The sequence below is a fragment of the Jiangella anatolica genome (assembly GCF_003236295.1).
Taxonomy (GTDB): domain Bacteria; phylum Actinomycetota; class Actinomycetes; order Jiangellales; family Jiangellaceae; genus Jiangella; species Jiangella anatolica.
This window is the reverse complement of the sequence record NZ_POTW01000041.1, coordinates 18,974-39,231: the sequence shown is the minus strand read 5'-3', so window position 1 is coordinate 39,231 and position 20,258 is coordinate 18,974. Positions and strand designations below refer to the sequence as shown.

The window sequence follows — 20,258 nt, the reverse complement described above, 5'->3', positions numbered from 1 at the left end:
CTACAAGGCCGAGGCAAGCTTATGCCCCGGCAGGTCAGCCGTGGACGTGCAACGGCTTGCCCGCCAGCGCCAGGTGCGCCTCGCCCAGCGCCTCGCTCTGCGTGGGGTGCGGGTGGATGAGCTGGGCCACCTCGTCGGGCAGCGCCTCCCAGTTGTAGATCAGCTGCGCCTCGGCGATCAGCTCGCCGACCCGCGCGCCCACCAGGTGCACGCCGATGACCGGGCCGTCCTTCTCGCGCACGAGCTTGGCGAAGCCCTGCGTCCTGAGGATCTGGCTCTTGCCGTTGCCGGCCAGGTTGTACTCCAGCGACTCGACCTTGTCCTCGCCCAGCCGCTCCTTGGCCTGCGCCTCGGTGAGCCCGACGGAGGCGACCTCGGGGTCGCAGTAGGTGACGCGGGGGATGCCGGCGTCCTCGACGGGGACCGGGTTGAGCCCGGCGATCTGCTCGGCGACGAAGATGCCGTGCGCGAAGCCGCGGTGCGCCAGCTGCAGGCCGGGGACGATGTCGCCGACGGCGTAGACGTTCGGCACCGACGTGCGCAGCCGCTCGTCGGTGGTGACGAAGCCGCGGTCCAGCGTGACGCCGTTCTCCTCGTAGCCCAGGCCCTCGGTGACCGGGCCGCGTCCGACCGCGACCAGCAGCACCTCGGCGTCGATGGTCTCGCCGTTCTCCAGCGACACGGTGACGCCGCCGTCGCGCTTCTCGACGCCGGCGAACCGCACGCCGGTCTTGAAGCCGATGCCGCGCTTGCGGAACGTCCGCTCGACCACCTTCGACGACGCCTCGTCCTCGGCCGGCACCAGCCGGGGCAGCGCCTCGACGATGGTGACGTCGGCGCCGAACGAGCGCCACACGCTGGCGAACTCGACGCCGATGACGCCACCGCCCAGCACGACCGCCGACGCGGGCACGCGGTCCAGCGTCAGCGCCTCGTAGCTGCTGATCACGTGCGTGCCGTCGATCTCCAGGCCCGGCAGCGAGCGGGACCGGGACCCCGTCGCCAGGACGATGTTGCGGCCCTCGTAGCGGGTGCCGCCGACCTCGACGGCGTTCGGCGCGACGAGCTTGCCCTCGCCCTCGATCAGCGTGACCTTGTTGGCCTTGACCAGGCCCTGCAGGCCCTTGTACAGCCGGGCGACGATGCCGTCCTTGTAGGAGTTCACGCCGGCCATGTCGATGCCCTCGAAGGAGGTCTTGACGCCGAACTGCTCGCTCTCGCGCGACTGGTCGGCGACCTCGGCGGCGTGCAGCAGCGCCTTGGTCGGGATGCAGCCGTAGTGCAGGCAGGTGCCGCCGACCTTGTCCTTCTCGATCAGCGCGACGCTCATCCCCAGCTCGGCAGCGCGGAACGCCGCGGCATAGCCGCCACTCCCGCCGCCCAGGATGATGACGTCGAAACCGGCGGTGTCGGCCACGATGGTGCTCCTCGATGTCGTCGTTGTCTCGAGACGTCCAACAGCATCCTTCCATTCGCTGTTCCGACACCATTCACCGGACCGGGACGTTGCACTGTGAGCAGGTAGTGTCAGGTTTCCACCAGGCGAGAACGGACTCGGAGGTCACGACGATGGGGTTGTTCCGGCGACGGCGGAAGAGCGCCGACGGCAGCTTGGACCGCGCTGCCGACTCCGCCGACGTCAAGCACCTCGAGGAGTTCGCCCGGTCCCGCCGCGGCGTCGAGGCGTTCGTCGAGCCGCCGACGACCATGACCGCCACCACCGTCGTCTTCGTCGCCCACGACGGGGAGTGGACCCGGCGCCGGGTCCGCGACGCCGCCGCGGCGCACGCGCTGGCCCGCAAGCTGGGCATCCCGGCCTACGACGCGCAGGTGGTCGGCTATCCGCAGCGCATGCGCGACTGGAACCGCAAGAACGGCGGCCGCGGCGCCTGAGCGCTGCGACCGCCGTCCCGGAGCCGGACCGTCAGATGCGGCCGTCGGCGACATCCTCCACGAGCTGGACCAGCGTGCGGACGGCGGCGCCGGTGCCGCCCTTCGGGGTGTAGCCGAACGCCTTGTCGCTGAACGCCGGCCCGGCGATGTCGAGGTGCGCCCAGCCGATGCCGTCGGCGACGAACTCCTGCAGGAACAGCCCGGCCTGCAGCGCGCCGCCCCAGCGGTCGCCGATGTTGGCGATGTCGGCGACGGGGGAGTCCAGCTTCTCGCGCAGCTCGACCGGCAGCGGCAGCGGCCACATCGCCTCGCCCGTCCGCCCGGCGGCGTCCTGCACGGCCGCGCCCAGTTCCTCGTCGTTGGCCATGACGCCGGAGACCCGCTTGCCCAGGGCGACGATGGCGGCGCCGGTCAGCGTCGCGACGTCGACGATGAGGTCGGGCTCGTCCTCGCCGGCCCGCACGATGCCGTCGGCCAGCACCAGCCGGCCCTCGGCGTCGGTGTTGAGCACCTCGACGGTCTTGCCGCCGTAGATCGTGATGACGTCGGACGGGCGCTGCGCGCTGCCCGACGGCATGTTCTCGGCCATCGCGGCGTAGACGGTGACGGCGACCTTCGTGCCGAGCTGGGCGATCGCGTGCACGGCGGCGACGACGGCCGCGGCGCCGCTCATGTCGCTCTTCATCTCCGGCATGCTGTCGGCCGGCTTGAGCGACAGGCCGCCGGAGTCGAACGTGATGCCCTTGCCGACGAACGCGACGTGCTTCTTCGCCCGCGACGGACGGTAGGCGACGCGGACCAGCCGGGGCGGGTTGGCCGAGCCCTGGCCCACGCCGATCAGGCCGCCGTAGCCGCCCTTGGCCAGCGCCTTCTCGTCCAGCACCTCGACGTCGAGCTTGGCGCTCTTGGCCAGCTTCGTCGCGGCCTCGGCGAACGTCGCGGGGGTGAGGTCGCGCGGCGGCATGTTCACCCAGTCGCGGGCCCGGTTGACGGCGGCGGCGACGGTCTCGGCGCGGGCCACGGCGTCCTTGACGCCCTTGGCCTTCACACCGGGACCGATCAGCGTCACCGAACCGACCGGCGTCGTCGGGTCGCCGCTCTTGTACTGGTCGAACGTGTAGGCGCCGAGCTGCAGGCCCTCGACGACGGCGGCCGCGTCCTGCTCGTCCAGGATCGGCAGCGCGACGGCGGCCGACGGCTGGCCGGCCAGCGCGCGGGCAGCGGCTCCGGCGGCCCGGCGCAGCGACTCGTGTCGAGCAGGCGTGCCGGCCTCGGCCAGCGGCCCCGTCCCGACGGCGACCAGCAGCCCGGCCTTCGCCGCACCCATCGCCGGCAGCTTCGTGACCTCGTCGGCCTTCCCCGTGGCGCCGAGCTGGCCGAGCACCTTGGCCAGCGAGCCCTTGAGCGCCTTGTCGAGGGATTCGCTGCCCGGCAGCAGGACGACGTCGTCGTCGCCCGGGGCCACCCCGACGACGACGGCGTCGACCTTGAGGCCGTTCGGGGCGGCAGAGGACAGGGCGATGCTGGTCACGGTTCTCCTGACGTCGCTCGTTCAGTCGATTCCGCCCGATGCTACCGCCGGGTCACGGCGGGCCCGGCGCTCGCCCGTCCCGCGGCGCGAACACCGTCAGCGCCTCGGCGTCGGAGTGGACGGTGCGCGCATACTCGTCCGCCCAGGCGCCAGCGCCGGGGTAGTCGCTGGCCGCGACGACGGCGTCGGCCAGCGCGTCCGGGTCGGCGGCGGTGCGCCGCAGCGTCACCGCGCCGTCGCGCAGCACCGCCCAGTGCGGGCCGGCCTGCCCGTACGGCATGCCGACGCTGCCCGGGTTCACGACCAGCCGGCGGTCGACGAGGCGGAGGAACGGCATGTGCGTGTGCCCGCACACGATCGTGCGGACGTCCGCCGGGACGGTGGACAGCACCTCGGCCCAGCGCGTCAGCGAGCTGTCCACCAGCACGACCTCGTCGTCGTCGCGCGGCGTGCCGTGGCAGAAGAGCACCGGCCCGAACCCGTCGACGTCGAGCGTGACCGGGTGCGGCAGGCTCGCCAGCAGCTCGACCTGATCCGGCCGCAGCTGCCGCCCGGCCCAGTCCGATACGTCGATGCCCGACGTCCCGCCTCGGGCGACGGCGACCAGCTCGCGGTCGGCGTTCCCGCGCACCCAGACCACGCGTTCGCCGAGCGACACGAGCCGGTCCAGCGTCTGGACCGGCATGGGCCCGGCGGCGATGTCGCCGGTCAGCACGATCCGCTCGGCCGCGCGCACGTCCGGCTCGGCCAGCACCGCGTCGAGCGCGGGCAGCGCCCCGTGCACGTCGGACAGGACGGCGACCGAGGCGACCATGCCCCGAGAATAGGCCGATGGACCCACGGCCCTTCGCCGGCGCGGAGCTCGCCTGGTTGGTGTTGCCCCCGGCGGGGACGAGCAGCTGGCCGAACTGGTCGTCCGCGAGCAGGCGGAGTTCGCCGCCGAGCTGGGCGCGCGGGTGCGGGTGCGCCGCTCCGGCTCCGACGGCGGGCCGCGGCTGTTCCTCGACCCGCCCGGTGCGCCGCATCCGGAACTGGCCGCCTGGCGCCGGCAGACCGAGCGCCGGCCGGGCCCGCCGTCGAGCTGGCCGGCGACGTCGTCGTGGTGACGGCGGGCGATGACCCGGGGACCGCGCTGAGCCTGCTGCGCACGGCCGTCCGCACCGGCGTGGCCGGCGTGCTGACGCCGCGCCCCGCCGCGACGACTGCCGAGGCCGCGGACCGGCTGGCGGCCGAGATCGGATGGACGTATCCGGCGTTCGCGCTGCGCGGCCTGGACTGGCCGGCGATCTCTGCTCGCCACCGTGAGCCGGCGGACCTCGCTGACCTGCAGCGATGGGTGGCGGAGCTGCGCGGCCCGCACACGTCGGTGCGGGCCGCGGGGCCACGGCGGGTGCTCCCGTACACGGCGCTGGCCGGCGCCGACGGCGTCAGGCTCGCGCACGTGCCGCGGTGGAGCGCCGGCTGGGCGGCCGGCGCCGTCCCGGCGATCTCCTGGTCGACGTCGGTGGCGCACCGGTCGACGCGGCGCGGCTGCTGGCCACGACCGGCGCCGAGGCGCGGACCCTGGCGCGGTTCGCCGGCCGCAGGGCGCTCACCGTGCCCGGCGCGACCGCTGCCCACGTCACCGTCCGGCGCGGGAGTGGCGGGGACCTGGCCTGGCTCGACGGCGTCGAGGCGGCGCCGGTGAGCTGGTCGCGGCTGCCGTCCGGCACCGGCTACCTGCGGACCCGTGCCTGGTCCGACCCGGACGCCCTGGACGCCGCACTCGCCGAGCTGGGCGCGTCCGACCGGCTGATCGTCGACGTCCGCGGCAACAGCGGCGGCGGCAGCGGCCGGCCGCGCACCGTCGCCCTCCAGCGTGGCGTCGTGCTCAGCGTGAGCACGGCGCTCACCTACGAGCCGGACGGCCGGTGCGTCGAAGGCGCCGGGCTCGCCGTCGGCCGCGTCCTGCCACCGGACCTCCTGGCCACCGGCGCCGCCGTCGGCGCCGCCGACACCGGCTGGTGAGTCCCGTTAGGGTGTGGCCGTGACCATGGATGACCTCGCCAGGACCTCGCTGTACGACCGCCACGTGGCGCTGGGCGCCAAGTTCGCCGAGTTCGGCGGCTGGTCGATGCCGCTGCAGTACTCCGGCATCGTCGACGAGCACACCGCGGTGCGCGAGCGGGTCGGCCTGTTCGACGTCAGCCACCTGGGCAAGGCGTCGGTCACCGGGCCGGGGGCGCGCGCGTTCGTCGACTCCTGCCTGACGAACGCGCTGGAGAAGATCGCGCCCGGCCAGGCCCAGTACACGCTGTGCTGCGACGAGTCCGGGGGAGTGGTCGACGACCTGATCGTCTACCTGCGTGCCGACGACGACCTGCTGCTGGTGCCGAACGCGGCCAACAACGCCGAGGTGGTGCGCCGGCTCGCCGCGGCCGCGCCGGACGGCGTCGAGGTGCGCGACCGGCACCGCGACTTCGCCGTCCTCGCCGTCCAGGGCCCCAACAGCGACGAGGTGCTGACGGCGCTCGGCCTGCCGACCGACCATCCCTACATGTCCTTCACCGAGACGACGCACGACGGCGTCCCGCTCACCGTCTGCCGCACCGGCTACACCGGCGAGCGCGGCTACGAGCTGCTGGTGCCCTGGGCCGACGCCGGCGCCGTGTGGGACGCGCTGCTCGCGGCCGGCGAGCCGTACGGCATCGCGCCGGCCGGCCTGGGCGCCCGCGACACGCTGCGCACCGAGATGGGATACCCGCTGCACGGCCAGGACCTGTCGCTGGACATCTCGCCGGTGCAGGCGCGGGCGGGCTGGGCGGTCGGCTGGTCGAAGCCGGCGTTCTGGGGCCGCGACGCCCTGCTGGCCGAGAAGGCCGCCGGCCCCGCCCGCCGGCTCGTCGGTCTGAAGGCGTCGGGGCGCGGGATTCCGCGGCCGGGCATGACGGTCACGGCCGGCGGCGCCCCGGTCGGCATGGTGACGTCGGGGACGTTCTCGCCGACCCTGAAGCAGGGCATCGGCCTCGCCCTCCTCCCGCCGGACGTCGCCGAAGGCGCCGAGGTCCACGTCGACGTCCGCGGCCGCTCCGAGGCGTTCGAGGTCGTCAAACCCCCGTTCGTCCAGCCCTCGACGAAAGAGAGCTGAGCGCCAAGAGGGCCCCAGCGGGCCTACTCGGCGACGTCCAGCCGACGCGGCGCGGACCGCAACCGCGGCGACGACCAAGCGACGATCGCCGCGACGACGAGCGAGAGCTGGCAGATCAGGATCACCCGGTCGGTGTCCAGCGCCCCGGCCAGGGCGCCGGCGGCGACGGCGCCGAGGGGGTAGCCGACGCCGAACGTCGCCATGCGGCCGGCCGTCATGACGCGGCTCATCAGCGGCTCGGGGGTGACCTGCTGGCGCAGCGTGACCGAGATCGTGGCGATGACCAGGTACATCAAGGACCAGCCGGCGATCGCCAGCGCGCCGGTCAGCCAGCTCTGGGCCAGCGCGACGGTGATCCCGGCGGCGGCGGCGAACGGCAGCACGATCAACGCGGACCGGGCGCCGCCGAAGCGGTGCATCAGGCGTGGCATGAGGATGCTGCCGACGACGGCGCCGATGCCCCAGGCGCCGAACAGCATGCCCAGGCGCCAGTCGCCCTCCTGGACGCCGAGGGTGCGGTCGGCCCAGACGACGAGGATCGCCATTAGGGAGCCGGCGCTGAACGCGACCAGCACGCCGATGACGATCATGACGCGGATGATCTCGTGCCGGAGGATGAACCGGGTGCCCTCGGCGACGGCGGACAGCCGCAGCGTGCTCTCCCGGTCGCGGTCGCGGACGCCGGTGAGCGGCCGGACGATGCCGCGGATCAGCAGCGCCGACGCGACGAACGTCAGCACGTCGATGGCGATGATCGACGCGGGGGAGATGACGACGATGAGCGCGCCGGCGATCATCGGCACGACCGTCTCGGCGACCGTGCTGCCGCCCGCGACCAGCGCGTTCGCCGCCGGTAGCCGTTCCCGGCCGACGAGGCTGGGCAGCGCGCCCTGGTTGGCGGCGTCGAAGAAGACGTAGATGGTCCGCACGACGAAGGCGGCGATCAGCACGTGCCCGGCGGTGAGAGCGTCGAACCAGAACGCGATCGGGACGGTGGCCAGCGAGAGCGCGGCCAGCAGGTCGGCGCCGACCATCATCCGGCGCCGGTCGACGTGGTCGGCGAGCGCGCCGGCCCACAGGCCGAACACGAGGTAGGGCACCGCCTCGGCGACGATCACCAGCGACGTCCACGTCGCGGACCCGGTGATGCCGTAGATCAGCACCGGCATGGCGATGAACGTCACCGCCGAGCCGGTCAACGAGACGATCCGCGCCGCCACGTACCGGAAGATGTCCGGGTCGTTGAGGAGACGCTGGCGCCGTGCGGGCGCTGAACTACCCACGTCGATGAACTCCCGCCCCCCGCGAACTGAACTTTACGCGGAAGGCAACAGCATGACGGGTGTCTTGTCAAGGCGCCTCGGGGGCGGGTCGCGGTGCCCGTCAGAAAGGTACCGGCGGGTAGAAACCAGGGCGCGTCGTTGCCGTCCCCTGCGCGGCAACGACGCGCCCCTGTACCCGTCAAGACAGAGGAGGCGGCGGGTCATGACGCGCTCCGGCGGAGAAATCTGATGTGACGTGAGTTACACGGTGGGCCGGACGCGGGGGCGGTGGGCCGGCGCCGTACTGTCGGGGCAGTGACCGGTGTGGAGCGGAGGCGCGAGATGAGCTGGACGTGGCGGTTCCTGGCACCGGACGGTGCCCCGGCGCCCGGCGTCGACGACGGTACCGGGCGGCCGGAGGCCGGGTTCCCGACCCAGTCCGACGCCGAGAGCTGGCTGGGCGAGCACTGGCGCGACCTCGTCGAAGCCGGCGTCGACTCGGTCGTGCTGGTCGAGGACGGCCGCGAGGTCTACGGCCCGATGAGCCTGGCCCCGCCGGACTGACCGGCGCCTGGCGGCCGGCCAGTGCCTTGTCGGGAGCGGGCGGCCGGACCGGCCACGGCTGGCTCCCCGGGTCGGGTCGCGCCGAGCGGGTCGCGCGCCGGGTCGGGTCGCGTCGAGCGGGTCCTGCGCCGGGTCGGGTCGCGTCGAGCGGGTCCTGCGCCGGGTCGGGTCGCGTCGAGCGGGTCCTGCGCCGGGTCGGGTCGCGCCGAGCGGGCCCCGGGCCGGGTCGGGTCGCGTCGAGCGGGCCCCGGGCCGGGTCGGGTCGCGCCGAGCGGGCCCCGGGCCAGGTCGCGCCGACGTTGTCGGTGCCCGCCCGTAGGGTGGGCACCCTCCCTAGAGGGGCGGGACATGCCTACCACGCGCGGCGGCGCGCGACGGCACGACCGGCGGCGATGCGAGTGCGGCGACGCGAGTCCGGCGGCGATGCGAGTGCGGCGACGCGAGTCCGGCGGCGATGCGAGTGCGGCGACGCGAGTCCGGCGGCGCGCGACGGCACGACCGGCGAGGGCCCAACGAGCGGCGGCAGGCCCGGTCCACCCGGTCCGGTGTGGTCCGGTCCCGCCGCCCGTCGTCGTCAGTACTTCGGTGAGCGCTTGGCCGTCTCGGCCGGGTCGCGCACGACGACGTCGCCGAGCACGTCGTCGATCGCCTTGAGCAGGTCCGCCTCCAGCGTGACGCCGGCGGCGGCGACGTTCTCGACCACCTGCTCCGGCCGCGACGCGCCGACGATGGCGGCCGCGACGTTGTCGTTCTGCAGCACCCACGCGACCGCCAGCTGGGCCAGCGTCAGCCCGGCCTGATCGGCCAGCGGCCGCAGGTTCTGCACCCGCGTGAGCACGTCGTCGGTCAGCAGCCGCTGGCCGATGTCGGAGCCGCCGCTGGTCATCGCGCCGCGCGAACCCGACGGCGGCGCCTGCCCCGGCTGGTACTTGCCCGTGAGCACACCCTGGGCGATGGGGGAGAAGACGACCTGCGAGACGCCGACGTCCTCCGAGGCCGGGACCACCTCGGACTCGATCACTCGCCACAGCATCGAGTACTCGGGCTGGTTGGAGACGAACGGGATGCGCAGCTCGCGGGCCAGCGCGTGGCCCTGGCGGAGCTGGTCGGCCGTCCACTCCGAGACGCCGATGTAGAGGGCCTTGCCGGCGCGGACGACGTCGGCGAAGGCCTCCATCGTCTCCTCCAGCGGCGTGCTGGCGTCGTAGCGGTGCGCCTGGTAGAGGTCGACGTAGTCGACGCCGAGCCGGCGCAGCGAGGCGTCGATCGCCTCGTGGATGTGCTTGCGGGACAGGCCACGGTCGTTCGGGCCGTTGTGTCCGGCCGGCCAGAAGACCTTGGTGAAGATCTCCAGCGACTCGCGCCGGACGCCGGCCAGTGCGTGGCCGAGCACCTCCTCGGCGCGACCGCCGGCGTAGACGTCGGCGGTGTCGAACGTCGTGATGCCGGCGTCGAGGGCGGCGCGCACGCACGCGATGGCGGTGTCGTCCTGCACCTGGGAGCCGTGGGTGATCCAGTTGCCGTAGGCGATCTCACTGATCTTCAGGCCGGACCGGCCGAGGCTGCGAAATTCCATGCGTGCGAATCTATCGGCTCACGCGCCGGCTGACAGATCCAGGTCCTTGGTGAAGAACCGGCTGAGCTCCTCCTGGCTGTAGTAGCCGTACGGCTCGGTCGGCACGTATCCGCTGGACTGGTACAGCGCCATCGCCTCGGGCTGCTTCAGCCCGGTCTCCAGCACGACCCGGGTGTATCCGGCCCGTACCGCCTGCGCCTCCAGCTCGGCCAGCAGCCGGCGGGCGTGGCCGCCGCCGCGGTGCTCGTGTGCGACGTACATGCGCTTGATCTCGGCGACGCCGTCGTCATGCCGGCGGAAGCCGCCGGTGGCCACGGGCTCGTTGCCGACGAACCCGACGAGGAACAGGCCCTCGGGCGGGGTGAACTGCTCGGGGTGGATCGGACCCTCATCGGGATCGCCGTAGCGCTCGGCGTACTCCAGCTGCAGCTCGCTCTCCAGCGCCCGCACGACGGGGTCGGAGTAGCGCAGCGCGCGGATGAACAGGCCGGTGTCGTCGCGGTCGGCCGTTGGCGCCGTGCTCACACGAGCGCCCCGGGCTTGACCTGAGGCTTGGGGAGACGGAGCCGGCGCAACTGGGTGGCGCGGGTGATGGCGTACAGCACGTGTCCCTTCCCGGGGTCGTCGGGGAAGCGCTTGCGGACCTCACGCTTCACCCGCATGCCGAGGATCGTCAAGTCCACGATGAGCAGGATCATGACGCCGACCCAGATGATCGTCGACGCGAACTGGATGACGGGGACGCCGATCAGGCTGGTCAGCAGGATGATCAGGATGATCGGCAGGAAGAACTCGGCCACCGTGCGCCGGGAGTCGACGTAGTTGCGGACGAACCGCCGCACGTCGCCCTGGTCGCGGGCGAGGTAGTGCTTCTCGTCGCCGGTGTTCATCGCCTGGCGCGTCTTGGCCCGCTCTTCGCGCATCCGCTCGCGGTCGCGGCGCATCGCCTCGCGGCGGTTCAGCGCCGGCCGGACCCGCTGCTTGCGGGCCTTCTCGGCCTCCGAACGCTTCGGCGTGGGGCGGCCCTTGCCGGCCGGCTGGGCGACGTCGTCCGCGGCGGCTTCGACGGGAGCGGCGGCGGGCTCGGGAGAAGTTCGGCGACGGAACACGTCTACCAGGGTAGGACAGTATTCACACCGGCCCTGCCACGCCGCCGCCGTACGCCGTAGGGTTGGGTGGAAACACTGTGTGTCGCAGTGCTCACCAGCTCGAGAAAGGGATACCTGGCCTCATGGGGATCCTCCAGCGAATGTCCATGATCTTCCGGGCGAAGGCCGAGAAGGCGCTCGACCGCGCCGAGGACCCCCGGGAGACGCTCGATTACTCGTACAAGAAGCAGCTCGAACTGCTTCAGAAGGTGCGCCGCGGCGTGGCCGACGTCGCCACCAGCCGCAAGCGCATCGAGGTGCAGATGACGCAGCTGCAGGGGCAGTCCGGCAAGCTGCAGGAGCAGGCGCAGAAGGCGCTGTCGCTCGGCCGTGAGGACCTCGCCCGCGAGGCGCTGACCCGCCGGTCCGGTCTGCAGAACCAGATCACCGACCTGGAGACCCAGCACCAGTCGCTGCAGGGCGAGGAGGAGAAGCTGACGCTCGCCGCCCAGCGGCTGCAGGCGAAGGTCGAGTCCTTCCGCACCAAGAAGGACACGATCAAGGCCAGCTACACCGCGGCCGAGGCGCAGACGCGCATCGGCGAGGCGTTCAGCGGCATCTCCGAGGAGATGAGCGACGTCGGCCTGGCCGTCCAGCGCGCCGAGGACAAGACCGCGAACATGCAGGCGCGCGCGGGCGCCATCGACGAGCTTCTGGCGTCGGGCGCCCTCGACGACCCGACCGGCACGTCGAAGGACGACATCAGTCTCGAGCTGGACCGGCTGGCCTCGACCAGCGACGTCGAGCTCGAGCTGGCCCGCATGAAGGGCGAGCTGACCGGTGGCGCCGAGCCGCCGAAGCAGCTCGAGGGGAACGGCGCGGCGCCGGCGGCCGAGGCGGCGGAGCCGCAGCGGCAGCGCGAGGAGGGCCAGCTGTGATCATCCGGATCATGGGTGAGGGCCAGTTCGAGGTCGACGAGACCCATCTCGACGAGCTCAACCGGCTCGACGACGCGCTCGGCGAGGCCATCGACAGCGGCGACGACGACGCGTTCCGCGCGGCATTGAAGGCGCTGCTCGACGAGGTCCGCCGGGCGGGCACCGCGGTCGCCGACGACGTCCTGGTCGACAGCGACCTGGTGCTCCCGTACGACGAGGCGCACATCGACGAGGTGCGCGAGCTCCTCACCGACGAGGGCCTGGTCCCCTCGGAGCCGCCGGTCAAGTGACCCGGCGCCGCCAGGTGGGTCGGCACGGACCTGCCTCGGCGGCGGCGGGGAACGAACGGGCACCCGTGGCGCGTTCTCCCTAGTGAATGCGGTGCAGGTACTCCCCGCCGCAGGAGGAAAGGAAACACAGCGTTGGCGCGCTCGAGGTTCGCCCCGGACCGTGGACTCTCGGCCCGGATGGGCCTGACCATGGTCGTCCTTGCCCTGCTCTACGTGGTGCTGATCGGCGCCATCTCCTACGGCACCAGCAGCCTCTGGCTGGGTGTCATCATCGGCCTCGGCGTGTTCTGGGGCCAGTGGTACTTCTCCGACAAGCTGGCGCTGGCCGGCATGGGCGCCCGTGAGGTCTCGCCGCAGGAGGCGCCCGAGCTGCACGCCATGATCGACCGGCTGTGCGCGCTGGCGGACATGCCCAAGCCGCGGGTCGCGATCTCCGACACCGACATCCCCAACGCCTTCGCCGCCGGCCGCAGCCCCGAGCGGGCCGTCGTCGCCGTCACCACCGGCCTGCTGCGCCGGCTGGACGAGCGCGAGGTCGAGGCCGTCCTCTCCCACGAGCTGTCGCACGTGGCGCACCGCGACGTGCTGGTCATGACGATCGCCTCGGTGGTCGGCGTGCTGGCCGGCTTCATGACCCGCATGCTGCTGTGGTCCGGGCTGAGCCGGAACAATAACAACAACAACGCCGCGATCATGGTGCTCCTCGTCACGGTCGTCGCGGCTGTGGTCTACGGCGTCAGCTTCCTGCTCACCCGGCTGCTCTCGCGCTACCGCGAGCTGGCCGCCGACCGTGCGGGCGCGATCCTCACCGGCCAGCCGTCGGCCCTGGCCAGCGCGCTGACCAAGATCTCCGGCGACATGGGTCGAATCCCCAAGAAGGACCTGCGCGCGGCCGAGCCGTACAACGCGTTCTTCTTCGTCCCGGCGCTGACCGGCAAGCTCGACATCGCCTCGCTCTTCGCCTCGCACCCGCCGCTGGAGAAGCGGCTCGATCAGCTCAGCCGCATCTCCGTCGAGCTGGGCCGGGAGTGACTTCGTGGGGATCCTCGACGCCATCTTCGGGCGTTCCAAGCAGGTCCAGCCGAATCTCGACGCACTGTTCGCGCTGCCCACGGCGGCGCTGACGCTGGAGGCGTCCGCGCAGATGCACCCCAGCGGGGTGGGCGCGGTGTGCTTCCGGCAGGTCGAGGGCGCGCCGTTCGCCCGGCTCAAGGCCGACGTGACGACGCTGCTCGGCGGCTCGGAGCCGGAGCAGGTGAACGACGACTTCGGCTATACCTGGCTGGTGGTCAAGCGGCAGCCGGAGCAGATGTCGGAGCTGTGCACCGACCTGCACGCGGTCAACTCCACCCTCGAGGAGGCCGGGTTCGGGCCGTCGCTGCTGTGCACCACCATCGGCCTGCGCTCCGACGACGGCCGCGGCCTGGCGCTGGTCTACCTCTACAAGCGCGGCACGTTCTACCCGTTCGCCCCGGTCGACGCGCGCCGGCAGGATCGCGACAACGCACTGGAGCTGCAGGTGCGCGCCCTCGTCGGCGGCGACCTCCCGATCGAGCCCGACGTCGCCCGCTGGTTCCCCGTCTGGGGCGCCCCCGGCGTCTGACCTTGGGGAATCGGTTCTTCTGCTGCTTCCGTGGGTGGCAGTGCTCACCGGCGAACATGAAGGCCGGCGGACGGGGCGGCCGGCGCAGGTACCCGCGACGACCGCCGATGCCCGCGAAACCGCCGGATGCAGACCGGCGCCGGCCCGGAACCGTCGCTGTGGCGTGCATCCGCCGGTTTCGCGGGCTCGACTGGTTCCTTCCCGTGATCATCAACCGCGGGCGACGTCATGGTGTCGTCTGTGTGTTCCGGGGACGTCGCCACCGGTTGATGATCACGGCAGAGCAGAGCCCACAGCAGGAGCGCTGGGAATGATCACGTTGAGCAGGCGTGCTCCCGTTTCCCCAGGCATGCATGCCTCGTGAAGCGGGCGCAGGCCAACTCAACGTGATCAGCCCAGCGGGGTAGGCCCGGCTCAGTGGTGCTGGCCGCTCCGCCCGAGGGTCTGCTCGCGAGTCGCGCCGGGCCGGGTCCACTGCGGCGCGGGCCGGCTGTCCGGACCCCACCCGGCGGCGCCGCTGGCGTCGGTGCGCCAGTACCAGCACGCCTGGTGTCCCTCGGGCCGGCCCGCGGGCTGGTCCTCCCACGCCTCGCCGCGGCCGTAGGGCGTGAGGTCGAGCAGGCCGAACGTCCCGTTCGCCGTCTCGGTGCCGCGATCGGTGGTGGAGTAGGTGAGGAACGTGCGGTCTCCGTCGCGCAGGAAACACGTGAACGATCCCATCGAGTCGCCGACCGGCGCGGCGACGTCGCGCACCGAGTACCAGGGCTGCGTGTAGCCCATGAACTCGACGTAGGCGGCCACCTCGTCCCACCGGCCCGTGGTGAGGATGGCGAACGAGACGCCGCGGGCGTTGAGGTAGACCGCGTCCTTCAGGTTCCAGGCCGCGTAGGTGCAGCCCTCGCACTGCCCCTGGTGCGGCGCGCCGTCCCACCACATGTGCTTGTAGACGACGAGCTCGTCGCGGCCCTGGAACAGGTCCAGGAACGGCACCGGGCCGTCTGGCCCGACGACCTCGGTGGCGCCGTCGAACTCCACCATCGGCAGCCGGCGGCGGGCCGCGGCGATGGCGTCACCCTCGCGGGTGTGCGCCTTCTCCCGCACCAGCAGCTCGTCGCGGGCGGCCTGCCAGGTGGCGAGGTCGGCCACGGGCGGGAGGCCGGGGCGGATGGCGGAGCCGGCGGGCGTGCTCATGGTGTCCTCCGTGGGTCGCGGGCAGTCACCAGTACCGACCCGCGACCCGGCGAGAACTCATCGCCGGCGGAGCGGTCAGTCCTTGACGGCGCCGCTGCCGGGGAGCGCGAGCATGCGGTCCAGCGCGACCCGGGCCCAGTGGGCGGTGTCGGCGTCGACCTCGATGCGGTTGACGACGCGGCCCTCGACCAGGCTCTCCAGCGTCCACACCAGGTGCGGCAGGTCGATCCGGTTCATCGTCGCGCAGAAGCAGACCGTCTTCTCCAGGAACACGACGGTCTTGTCCGGGTGCTCGGCGGCCAGCCGCTTCACCAGGTTGAGCTCGGTGCCGACGGCCCAGGCCGAGCCGGCCGGCGCCTCGGCGATGGCCTTGATGATGTACTCCGTCGACCCGACGTAGTCGGCGCCGGTGACGACCTCGTGCTGGCACTCCGGGTGCACGAGCACGTTGACGCCGGGGATGCGGGCGCGGACGTCGGCGACGGACTCGGCGGTGAACCGGCCGTGGACCGAGCAGTGCCCCTTCCACAGCAGCATGGTCGCCGCGCGCAGCTCCTCGTCGGTGACGCCGAAGCCGGGCTTGTGCGGGTCGATCACCACGCAGTCGTCCAGCGACAGGCCCAGCTGCAGGACCGCGGTGTTGCGGCCCAGGTGCTGGTCGGGGAGGAACAGCACCTTCTCTCCGTGCTCGAACGCCCACTCCAGTGCCTGCTTGGCGTTGCTGGACGTGCAGACGGCGCCGCCGTTGCGGCCGCAGAACGCCTTGATGTCGGCCGACGAGTTCATGTACGTGATCGGGACGGTGGAGGCGGCGACGCCGGCCTCCTCCAGCCGCGCCCAGGCGTCCTCGACCTGCAGCAGCCGGGCCATGTCGGCCATCGAGCAGCCGGCGGCGAGGTCGGGCAGGACGACCTGCTGGTGGTCGCCGGTCAGGATGTCGGCCGACTCGGCCATGAAGTGCACGCCGCAGAAGACGATGAACTCCGCCTCCGGACGGGCGGCGGCGTCACGGGCCAGCTTGAACGAATCGCCGGTGACGTCGGCGAACTGGATGACCTCGTCGCGCTGGTAGTGGTGCCCCAGGACGAACGCGCGGTCGCCCAGCGCCGCGCGGGCGCGCCGGGCGCGCTCGACCAGGTCCGGGTCGCTGGCGGCGGGCAGGTCGCCGGGACACTCGACGCCGCGCTCGCTAGCGGGGTCGGCACCGCGCCCGAGCAGCAGCAGCGGGACGGGGTTCGACGGGGTCTGGGTCACGGTCACGGCTGGTCAGCCCTTTCTCGCGCTCGGCGCTGGTGACAACACGCGCCGTACTCACAATCGTCCCACGCCGTTAACCGAATCCGCTGGACGGAACGTACGGCGCGGGCGGCCGCAGCTGCCGTAACGCCAGGTAGCCGTCCTGGTCGAGGCGCAGACCAGCGGCGAGACCGACGTCGATGGCCCACTCCTGGTCCGATGTGAGATTCCGCACGTCGGCGGACGATCCGGGCGCCGTCCGGGCCAGCGCCGCCCACAGCAGCCGCTGCGCCACCGCCCGGTTCGTCGCCGCCAGCCGCTGCACGCCCCGCTCGGTGGCGAACGCGTACCCGCTGCCGGTCAGCAGGTCGCAGACCAGCAGCGCGCTGTGCCGCATGACGAACGCGTGGTCGGACCGGTGGGTGGCCCCGCGCACGCGGCGGTCCACCGAGTCGACGAGGTCCAGGTCGGCCGCGGTGCCGCCGCGCACCCCGTCGACCGTGGGCAGCGCGGACCGGTCCACCACGCCGCTCAGCCGCATGGTCGGGTGCAGTGTGAACCCGGCCCGCCGGTAGAGCCGCAGCGCCTGCGGGTCCGGCCCTGACGTCAGCAGGCCGCGCAGGCAGCCGGCGCCGTAGCCGACGGCGGCGTCCAGCAGCGCCGCGCCGATGCCGCCGTCCTGGTGATCGGGGCGGACGGCGAAGCTGGACAGCACCCACAGCAGGTCACGGCGCAGCGCGATCGCGACGCCGACCACCGCGCCGGCGTCGTCGGCCACCCAGCAGCCGCCGGGGTCGGTCGTCAGCAGGTGCCCGGCCCGCTCGGCCCAGCCGTCGCCGGCCGCCGCCAGCGGCCGCGCCGCCTCGACGTCCTCGGGACGCATCGGCCGGATCCGCATGCCCCCACATCACCAGGTCCGGCGCCGCGGCGCCAGCTCGTCTACCCGTCGAAGACGACGTCGCCGCGGACGTAGGTGCGGCGAACGCCCAGGTCGGAGTCGAGCACGACGATGTCGGCGACCCGGCCGGGCGTGAGCCGGCCCCGGTCGGTCAGCCCGAGCGACGCGGCCGGCACCGCGGCGGCCATCCGCAGCGCGTCGGCGACCGCGACACCCGCCTGCGCGACGAGGACCCGCAGCGCCTCGCCCAGCCGGCTGACGCTGCCGGCCAGCGCGCCGTCGAGGGTCCGTGACTCGGTCGCGCCGACCTCGACCTCGACGCCGTCCCAGCGCCGGTGCCGCCCCGGCGTCAGCCCGGAGGTGTCGCACCCGTTGCTGACCAGCAGGATCCGCTCCCAGCCGGCGACGTCGAAGGCGAACCGGAGCATCTCCGGCGCGACGTGGACGCCGTCGGCGACCAGCTCGCAGCGCACCCGCGGGTCGGTGAGCAGTGCCGGCACCGCGCCCGGCTCGCGATGGTGCATCGGCGCCAGATACTCGAACAGGTGCGCCGCGCGGTCCAGCCCGCGCCCGATCGCGGCCTTGGCCTGCTGGAACGAGGCGGCGGAGTGGCCGAGCGACGGGTGGACGCCGGCGGCGGCGAAGCGGGCGACCGCGTCCATCCCGCCGGGCAGCTCCGGCGCGAGCGTGACCACCCGGATCGCGCCGTCGCCGGCCGCCAGCAGCGCGTCGACGGCCTGCGCCGACGGCGTTCGCAGGTGCTCGGGGGAGTGCACGCCGTGGTGCGCCGGGTTGAGGAACGGCCCCTCGACGTGGACGCCCAGCAGCTCGACACCCCGGCCGCCGGCCAGCCGGCCGCGCAGCCCGGCCAGCCCCTGCAGCGTCCGCTCCAGTCGCTCCGGCGCCGCGCTGACGGTCGTGGCCAGGCACGACGTGACGCCGCCGGCGGCCAGCCACCCGGAGATGCGGGCGCCCGCGTCGGCGTCGGCGGTCATGAAGTTCGCGCCCAGGCCGCCGTGGACGTGGGTGTCGACGAAGCCCGGCGCGACGATCCGGCCGGTGACGTCGTGCACGACGTCGACCCGGATGGCGTCGGCGGGACCGGTGCCGGCCGGCACCTCGCCGGCCGCGACGGTCTGGACGACGCCGCCGCCGAAGACCACGGTGCCGGGCGCGAGCCGGCCGTCGGACCAGAGCAGCGTCCCGCCGACCAGCGCCGTGCGGATCGGGGGACCGGACACCCGCCCGTGCGGGTGAGGATAGTCGCCTGCGCCGGCCCCGTCCGTCATCACGCACCACCAAGCGGCGCGGTGAACCAGGCAGCGCCGTCGTCGTCCGCCCCTGGCTGCACCAGCGCGATCTGGGAGTCGTAGCCGCTGGTCATATCGCTGCACGGAAGATACCCGACGCGGCGGCCGGTCTAACCGGCCGGGGCCCGGGTATCCGGACCGAATCCCGTGATACGGCACACTCGGGGCATGCGGATCCTGGTGGCACCGGACAAGTTCGCCGGCACTCTCACCGCGGTCGAGGCCGCCGACGCCATCGCCGAGGGCTGGCGTCGCAGCGCGCCCGACGACGAGGTCGTCACCGTGCCGATGGCCGACGGCGGGCCGGGCTTCGTCGACGTCCTGCACTCCAGCCTCGGCGGCGAGCTGCTCGCGGCGACCGTCGCCGGGCCGCTCGGCGAGCCGGTCCCGGCGACGTTGCTGCTGGCCGGCGACGCGGCGTACATCGAGTCGGCGCAGGCCTGCGGGCTGGCGCTGCTGCCGGTGGGCGACGGCCGGCTCCCCGCGACCGGCACGGCCGCGCGGGCGTCCACGTACGGCGTCGGCGAGCTGATCGCGCACGCCGTCGAGGCCGGGGCCCGGCGGATCGTCGTCGGGCTGGGCGGGTCCGGGACGAACGACGGCGGCGCCGGACTGCTCGCGGCGCTCGGCGCGGAGGCGACACCCGGCGACGCGTTGCGCGGCGGACCGGACGGGCTGGCCGCGCTGACGGCGCTCGACCTGGCGCCGGCGCGGAAACGGCTGGCCGGCGTCGAGCTGGTCGCCGCGTCCGACGTCGACAACCCGCTGCTCGGGCTGCGTGGCGCGACCAACGTGTTCGGTCCGCAGAAGGGCCTGGTCAGCGACGCCGACCGGCTGGCGGCCGACGGTGCGCTGACGACGTTCGCCGAGCTGGCCGACCGTCGCGTCGCCGACCACCGCGGTGCGGGTGCGGCGGGTGGGCTGGGCTACGGGTTGCTGCTGCTCGGCGCCGTCCGCGAGCCCGGCTTCGACACCGTCGCCGCCGCCGTCGGGCTGTCCGACCTGGTCGCCGGCGCCGACCTCGTCATCACCGGCGAGGGCAAGCTGGACTGGCAGTCGATGAGCGGCAAGGTCGTGTCCGGACTGGCCGGGCTGGCCGGGCCGGCGCTGCGCCCGTGCGTCGCGTTCGCCGGCGCCGTGCAGGTCGGCAACCGTGAGCTGCGGGCCAACGGCATCGAGGCCGCGTACGCGATGGTCGACATGGTGGGCGCCGAGGAGTCGTTCGGCCGGCCGCGGGAGAGCCTGGCCGCCGTCGCCGAACGGGTGGCGAAGACCTGGAGCCGGTGAAGGAATGTCAATCCGGTGGGTCACGTTGTAGCGTGGAGACGTAGTCCACTCGGAGCGGGAGAACGAGATGACGGTTCAGGAACAGGTCACCGACGGTGTCGTGCTGACGGATGGCGCGGCCTCGAAAGTGAAGGCGCTGCTCGACCAGGAGGGCCGCGACGACCTGGCGCTGCGCATCGCCGTTCAGCCCGGTGGCTGTTCGGGGCTGCGCTACCAGCTGTTCTTCGACGAGCGGTCGCTCGACGGAGACGCTGTGAAGGACTTCGGCGGCGTCAACGTCGTCGTCGACCGGATGAGCGCCCCCTACCTCGGCGGCGCGACGATCGACTTCGTCGACACCATCGAGAAGCAGGGCTTCACCATCGACAACCCGAACGCGGGCGGCTCCTGCGCCTGCGGCGACTCGTTCCACTGATCGACGCCCGATAGCCCCCGCCGGGTACGTCGGCGGGGGCTTTCGCGTG

At 73.2% G+C, this 20,258-nt stretch carries 23 protein-coding genes; 12 read left to right on the top strand and 11 right to left on the bottom strand.

Annotation, left to right across the window (positions count from 1 at the left end; all coding sequences use genetic code 11):
• Positions 1-34: 34 nt before the first annotated feature.
• Entirely contained in the window at positions 35-1,417 is a 1,383-nt protein-coding gene (gene lpdA / locus C1I92_RS17430) for a dihydrolipoyl dehydrogenase (RefSeq protein ID WP_199521319.1), read from the bottom strand.
• 152 nt (positions 1,418-1,569) lie between these two features.
• Here lpdA and C1I92_RS17425 point away from each other — a divergent pair, with 152 nt between their 5' ends.
• Entirely contained in the window at positions 1,570-1,893 is a 324-nt protein-coding gene (locus C1I92_RS17425) for a hypothetical protein (protein WP_111255921.1), read from the top strand.
• 31 nt (positions 1,894-1,924) lie between these two features.
• On the opposite strand, the gene C1I92_RS17420 is transcribed toward C1I92_RS17425, so the two are convergent.
• Together C1I92_RS17420 and C1I92_RS17415 are read right to left on the bottom strand one after the other, a co-directional pair.
• Entirely contained in the window at positions 1,925-3,424 is a 1,500-nt protein-coding gene (locus C1I92_RS17420; protein WP_111255920.1) for a leucyl aminopeptidase, read from the bottom strand.
• 52 nt (positions 3,425-3,476) lie between these two features.
• Positions 3,477-4,238: a metallophosphoesterase family protein gene (locus C1I92_RS17415; protein WP_111255919.1), complete on the bottom strand. Its 762-nt coding sequence runs from the start codon at positions 4,236-4,238 to the stop codon at positions 3,477-3,479.
• A gap of 142 nt (positions 4,239-4,380) precedes the next feature.
• On the opposite strand from C1I92_RS17415, the gene C1I92_RS33870 reads away from it, so the two are divergent.
• From C1I92_RS33870 to gcvT, 4 genes are read left to right on the top strand one after another with little or no spacing between them, the layout of a single operon-like run.
• Complete coding sequence (locus C1I92_RS33870; protein WP_158564185.1) at positions 4,381-4,530, top strand: hypothetical protein; 150 nt, start codon at positions 4,381-4,383, stop codon at positions 4,528-4,530.
• The gene (locus tag C1I92_RS33400; protein WP_146605181.1) at positions 4,527-5,111 is read left to right on the top strand and encodes a hypothetical protein; all 585 of its coding nucleotides are present in this window, start codon (positions 4,527-4,529) and stop codon (positions 5,109-5,111) included. The genes C1I92_RS33870 and C1I92_RS33400 overlap by 4 nt, the downstream gene beginning before the upstream one ends.
• Entirely contained in the window at positions 5,108-5,431 is a 324-nt protein-coding gene (locus tag C1I92_RS17410; protein WP_158564184.1) for a hypothetical protein, read from the top strand. The genes C1I92_RS33400 and C1I92_RS17410 overlap by 4 nt, the downstream gene beginning before the upstream one ends.
• Before the next feature lie 25 nt (positions 5,432-5,456).
• Positions 5,457-6,551: a glycine cleavage system aminomethyltransferase GcvT gene (gene gcvT / locus C1I92_RS17405; RefSeq protein ID WP_111255939.1), complete on the top strand. Its 1,095-nt coding sequence runs from the start codon at positions 5,457-5,459 to the stop codon at positions 6,549-6,551.
• A gap of 23 nt (positions 6,552-6,574) precedes the next feature.
• Here the strand turns inward: gcvT and C1I92_RS17400 are convergent, their stop codons facing one another.
• The gene (locus C1I92_RS17400) at positions 6,575-7,834 is read right to left on the bottom strand and encodes an MFS transporter (protein WP_158564183.1); all 1,260 of its coding nucleotides are present in this window, start codon (positions 7,832-7,834) and stop codon (positions 6,575-6,577) included.
• Between the two features lie 321 nt (positions 7,835-8,155).
• Between C1I92_RS17400 and C1I92_RS17395 the strand changes: the two genes are divergently transcribed.
• Positions 8,156-8,377: a hypothetical protein gene (locus C1I92_RS17395; protein WP_111255916.1), complete on the top strand. Its 222-nt coding sequence runs from the start codon at positions 8,156-8,158 to the stop codon at positions 8,375-8,377.
• Between the two features lie 574 nt (positions 8,378-8,951).
• Here the strand turns inward: C1I92_RS17395 and C1I92_RS17390 are convergent.
• Genes C1I92_RS17390 through C1I92_RS17380 form a run of 3 tightly spaced genes read right to left on the bottom strand, consistent with a single transcriptional unit; the run spans position 8,952 to position 11,062 of the window.
• Entirely contained in the window at positions 8,952-9,953 is a 1,002-nt protein-coding gene (locus tag C1I92_RS17390; RefSeq protein WP_111255915.1) for an aldo/keto reductase family protein, read from the bottom strand.
• An 18-nt stretch (positions 9,954-9,971) separates the two neighbouring features.
• Positions 9,972-10,478 (bottom strand): GNAT family N-acetyltransferase, encoded by a 507-nt coding sequence (locus C1I92_RS17385; protein WP_233507054.1) that lies wholly within the window; start codon positions 10,476-10,478, stop codon positions 9,972-9,974.
• A complete protein-coding gene (locus C1I92_RS17380) occupies positions 10,475-11,062 on the bottom strand; it encodes a DUF3043 domain-containing protein (protein ID WP_111255914.1) in 588 nt (195 codons plus the stop codon). The genes C1I92_RS17385 and C1I92_RS17380 overlap by 4 nt, the downstream gene beginning before the upstream one ends.
• 122 nt (positions 11,063-11,184) lie before the next feature.
• Here C1I92_RS17380 and C1I92_RS17375 point away from each other — a divergent pair, with 122 nt between their 5' ends.
• The 4 genes from C1I92_RS17375 (at position 11,185) to pspAB (ending at position 13,872) form a co-directional block, all read left to right on the top strand.
• Positions 11,185-11,979, top strand: coding sequence for a PspA/IM30 family protein (locus C1I92_RS17375; RefSeq protein ID WP_111255913.1), 795 nt, complete (start codon positions 11,185-11,187; stop codon positions 11,977-11,979).
• Entirely contained in the window at positions 11,976-12,269 is a 294-nt protein-coding gene (gene pspAA / locus C1I92_RS17370; protein WP_111255912.1) for a PspA-associated protein PspAA, read from the top strand. Before C1I92_RS17375 ends, pspAA begins: the two co-directional genes overlap by 4 nt.
• Before the next feature lie 177 nt (positions 12,270-12,446).
• Positions 12,447-13,301 carry a zinc metalloprotease HtpX gene (gene htpX, locus C1I92_RS17365; RefSeq protein ID WP_199521317.1) on the top strand — a complete coding sequence of 285 codons (855 nt, stop codon included), beginning with the start codon at positions 12,447-12,449 and terminating at the stop codon, positions 13,299-13,301.
• Between the two features lie 4 nt (positions 13,302-13,305).
• Positions 13,306-13,872: a PspA-associated protein PspAB gene (gene pspAB, locus C1I92_RS17360; protein ID WP_111255910.1), complete on the top strand. Its 567-nt coding sequence runs from the start codon at positions 13,306-13,308 to the stop codon at positions 13,870-13,872.
• A 414-nt stretch (positions 13,873-14,286) separates the two neighbouring features.
• Here pspAB and C1I92_RS17355 read toward each other — a convergent pair whose 3' ends face one another.
• From C1I92_RS17355 to nagA, 4 genes are all read right to left on the bottom strand, one after another.
• Positions 14,287-15,063: a DUF899 family protein gene (locus C1I92_RS17355; protein WP_111255909.1), complete on the bottom strand. Its 777-nt coding sequence runs from the start codon at positions 15,061-15,063 to the stop codon at positions 14,287-14,289.
• A gap of 75 nt (positions 15,064-15,138) precedes the next feature.
• Positions 15,139-16,323, bottom strand: a complete 1,185-nt coding sequence (gene nadA, locus C1I92_RS17350; protein ID WP_111255908.1) for a quinolinate synthase NadA — start codon at positions 16,321-16,323, stop codon at positions 15,139-15,141.
• Positions 16,324-16,393: 70 nt separating this feature from the next.
• Positions 16,394-17,197: a GNAT family N-acetyltransferase gene (locus C1I92_RS17345; RefSeq protein ID WP_111255907.1), complete on the bottom strand. Its 804-nt coding sequence runs from the start codon at positions 17,195-17,197 to the stop codon at positions 16,394-16,396.
• 41 nt (positions 17,198-17,238) lie between these two features.
• Positions 17,239-18,486: an N-acetylglucosamine-6-phosphate deacetylase gene (nagA, locus tag C1I92_RS17340; protein ID WP_111255906.1), complete on the bottom strand. Its 1,248-nt coding sequence runs from the start codon at positions 18,484-18,486 to the stop codon at positions 17,239-17,241.
• 189 nt (positions 18,487-18,675) lie between these two features.
• Between nagA and C1I92_RS17335 the strand changes: the two genes are divergently transcribed.
• Together C1I92_RS17335 and C1I92_RS17330 are read left to right on the top strand one after the other, a co-directional pair.
• Entirely contained in the window at positions 18,676-19,794 is a 1,119-nt protein-coding gene (locus C1I92_RS17335; protein ID WP_111255905.1) for a glycerate kinase family protein, read from the top strand.
• Positions 19,795-19,861: 67 nt separating this feature from the next.
• Positions 19,862-20,209, top strand: coding sequence for a HesB/IscA family protein (locus C1I92_RS17330; protein WP_111255904.1), 348 nt, complete (start codon positions 19,862-19,864; stop codon positions 20,207-20,209).
• Positions 20,210-20,258: the final 49 nt, after the last annotated feature.

Coding starts and splice junctions, on each gene's coding strand:
- C1I92_RS17425 (WP_111255921.1), top strand. CDS start 1,570: ATGGGGTTGTTCCGGCGACGGCGGAAGAGCGCCGACGGCAGCTTGGAC.
- C1I92_RS17415 (WP_111255919.1), bottom strand. CDS start 4,238: ATGGTCGCCTCGGTCGCCGTCCTGTCCGACGTGCACGGGGCGCTGCCC.
- gcvT (WP_111255939.1), top strand. CDS start 5,457: ATGGATGACCTCGCCAGGACCTCGCTGTACGACCGCCACGTGGCGCTG.
- C1I92_RS17395 (WP_111255916.1), top strand. CDS start 8,156: ATGAGCTGGACGTGGCGGTTCCTGGCACCGGACGGTGCCCCGGCGCCC.
- C1I92_RS17390 (WP_111255915.1), bottom strand. CDS start 9,953: ATGGAATTTCGCAGCCTCGGCCGGTCCGGCCTGAAGATCAGTGAGATC.
- C1I92_RS17375 (WP_111255913.1), top strand. CDS start 11,185: ATGGGGATCCTCCAGCGAATGTCCATGATCTTCCGGGCGAAGGCCGAG.
- htpX (WP_199521317.1), top strand. CDS start 12,447: ATGGGCCTGACCATGGTCGTCCTTGCCCTGCTCTACGTGGTGCTGATC.
- C1I92_RS17355 (WP_111255909.1), bottom strand. CDS start 15,063: ATGAGCACGCCCGCCGGCTCCGCCATCCGCCCCGGCCTCCCGCCCGTG.
- C1I92_RS17345 (WP_111255907.1), bottom strand. CDS start 17,197: ATGCGGATCCGGCCGATGCGTCCCGAGGACGTCGAGGCGGCGCGGCCG.
- nagA (WP_111255906.1), bottom strand. CDS start 18,486: ATGACGGACGGGGCCGGCGCAGGCGACTATCCTCACCCGCACGGGCGG.
- C1I92_RS17335 (WP_111255905.1), top strand. CDS start 18,676: ATGCGGATCCTGGTGGCACCGGACAAGTTCGCCGGCACTCTCACCGCG.
- C1I92_RS17330 (WP_111255904.1), top strand. CDS start 19,862: ATGACGGTTCAGGAACAGGTCACCGACGGTGTCGTGCTGACGGATGGC.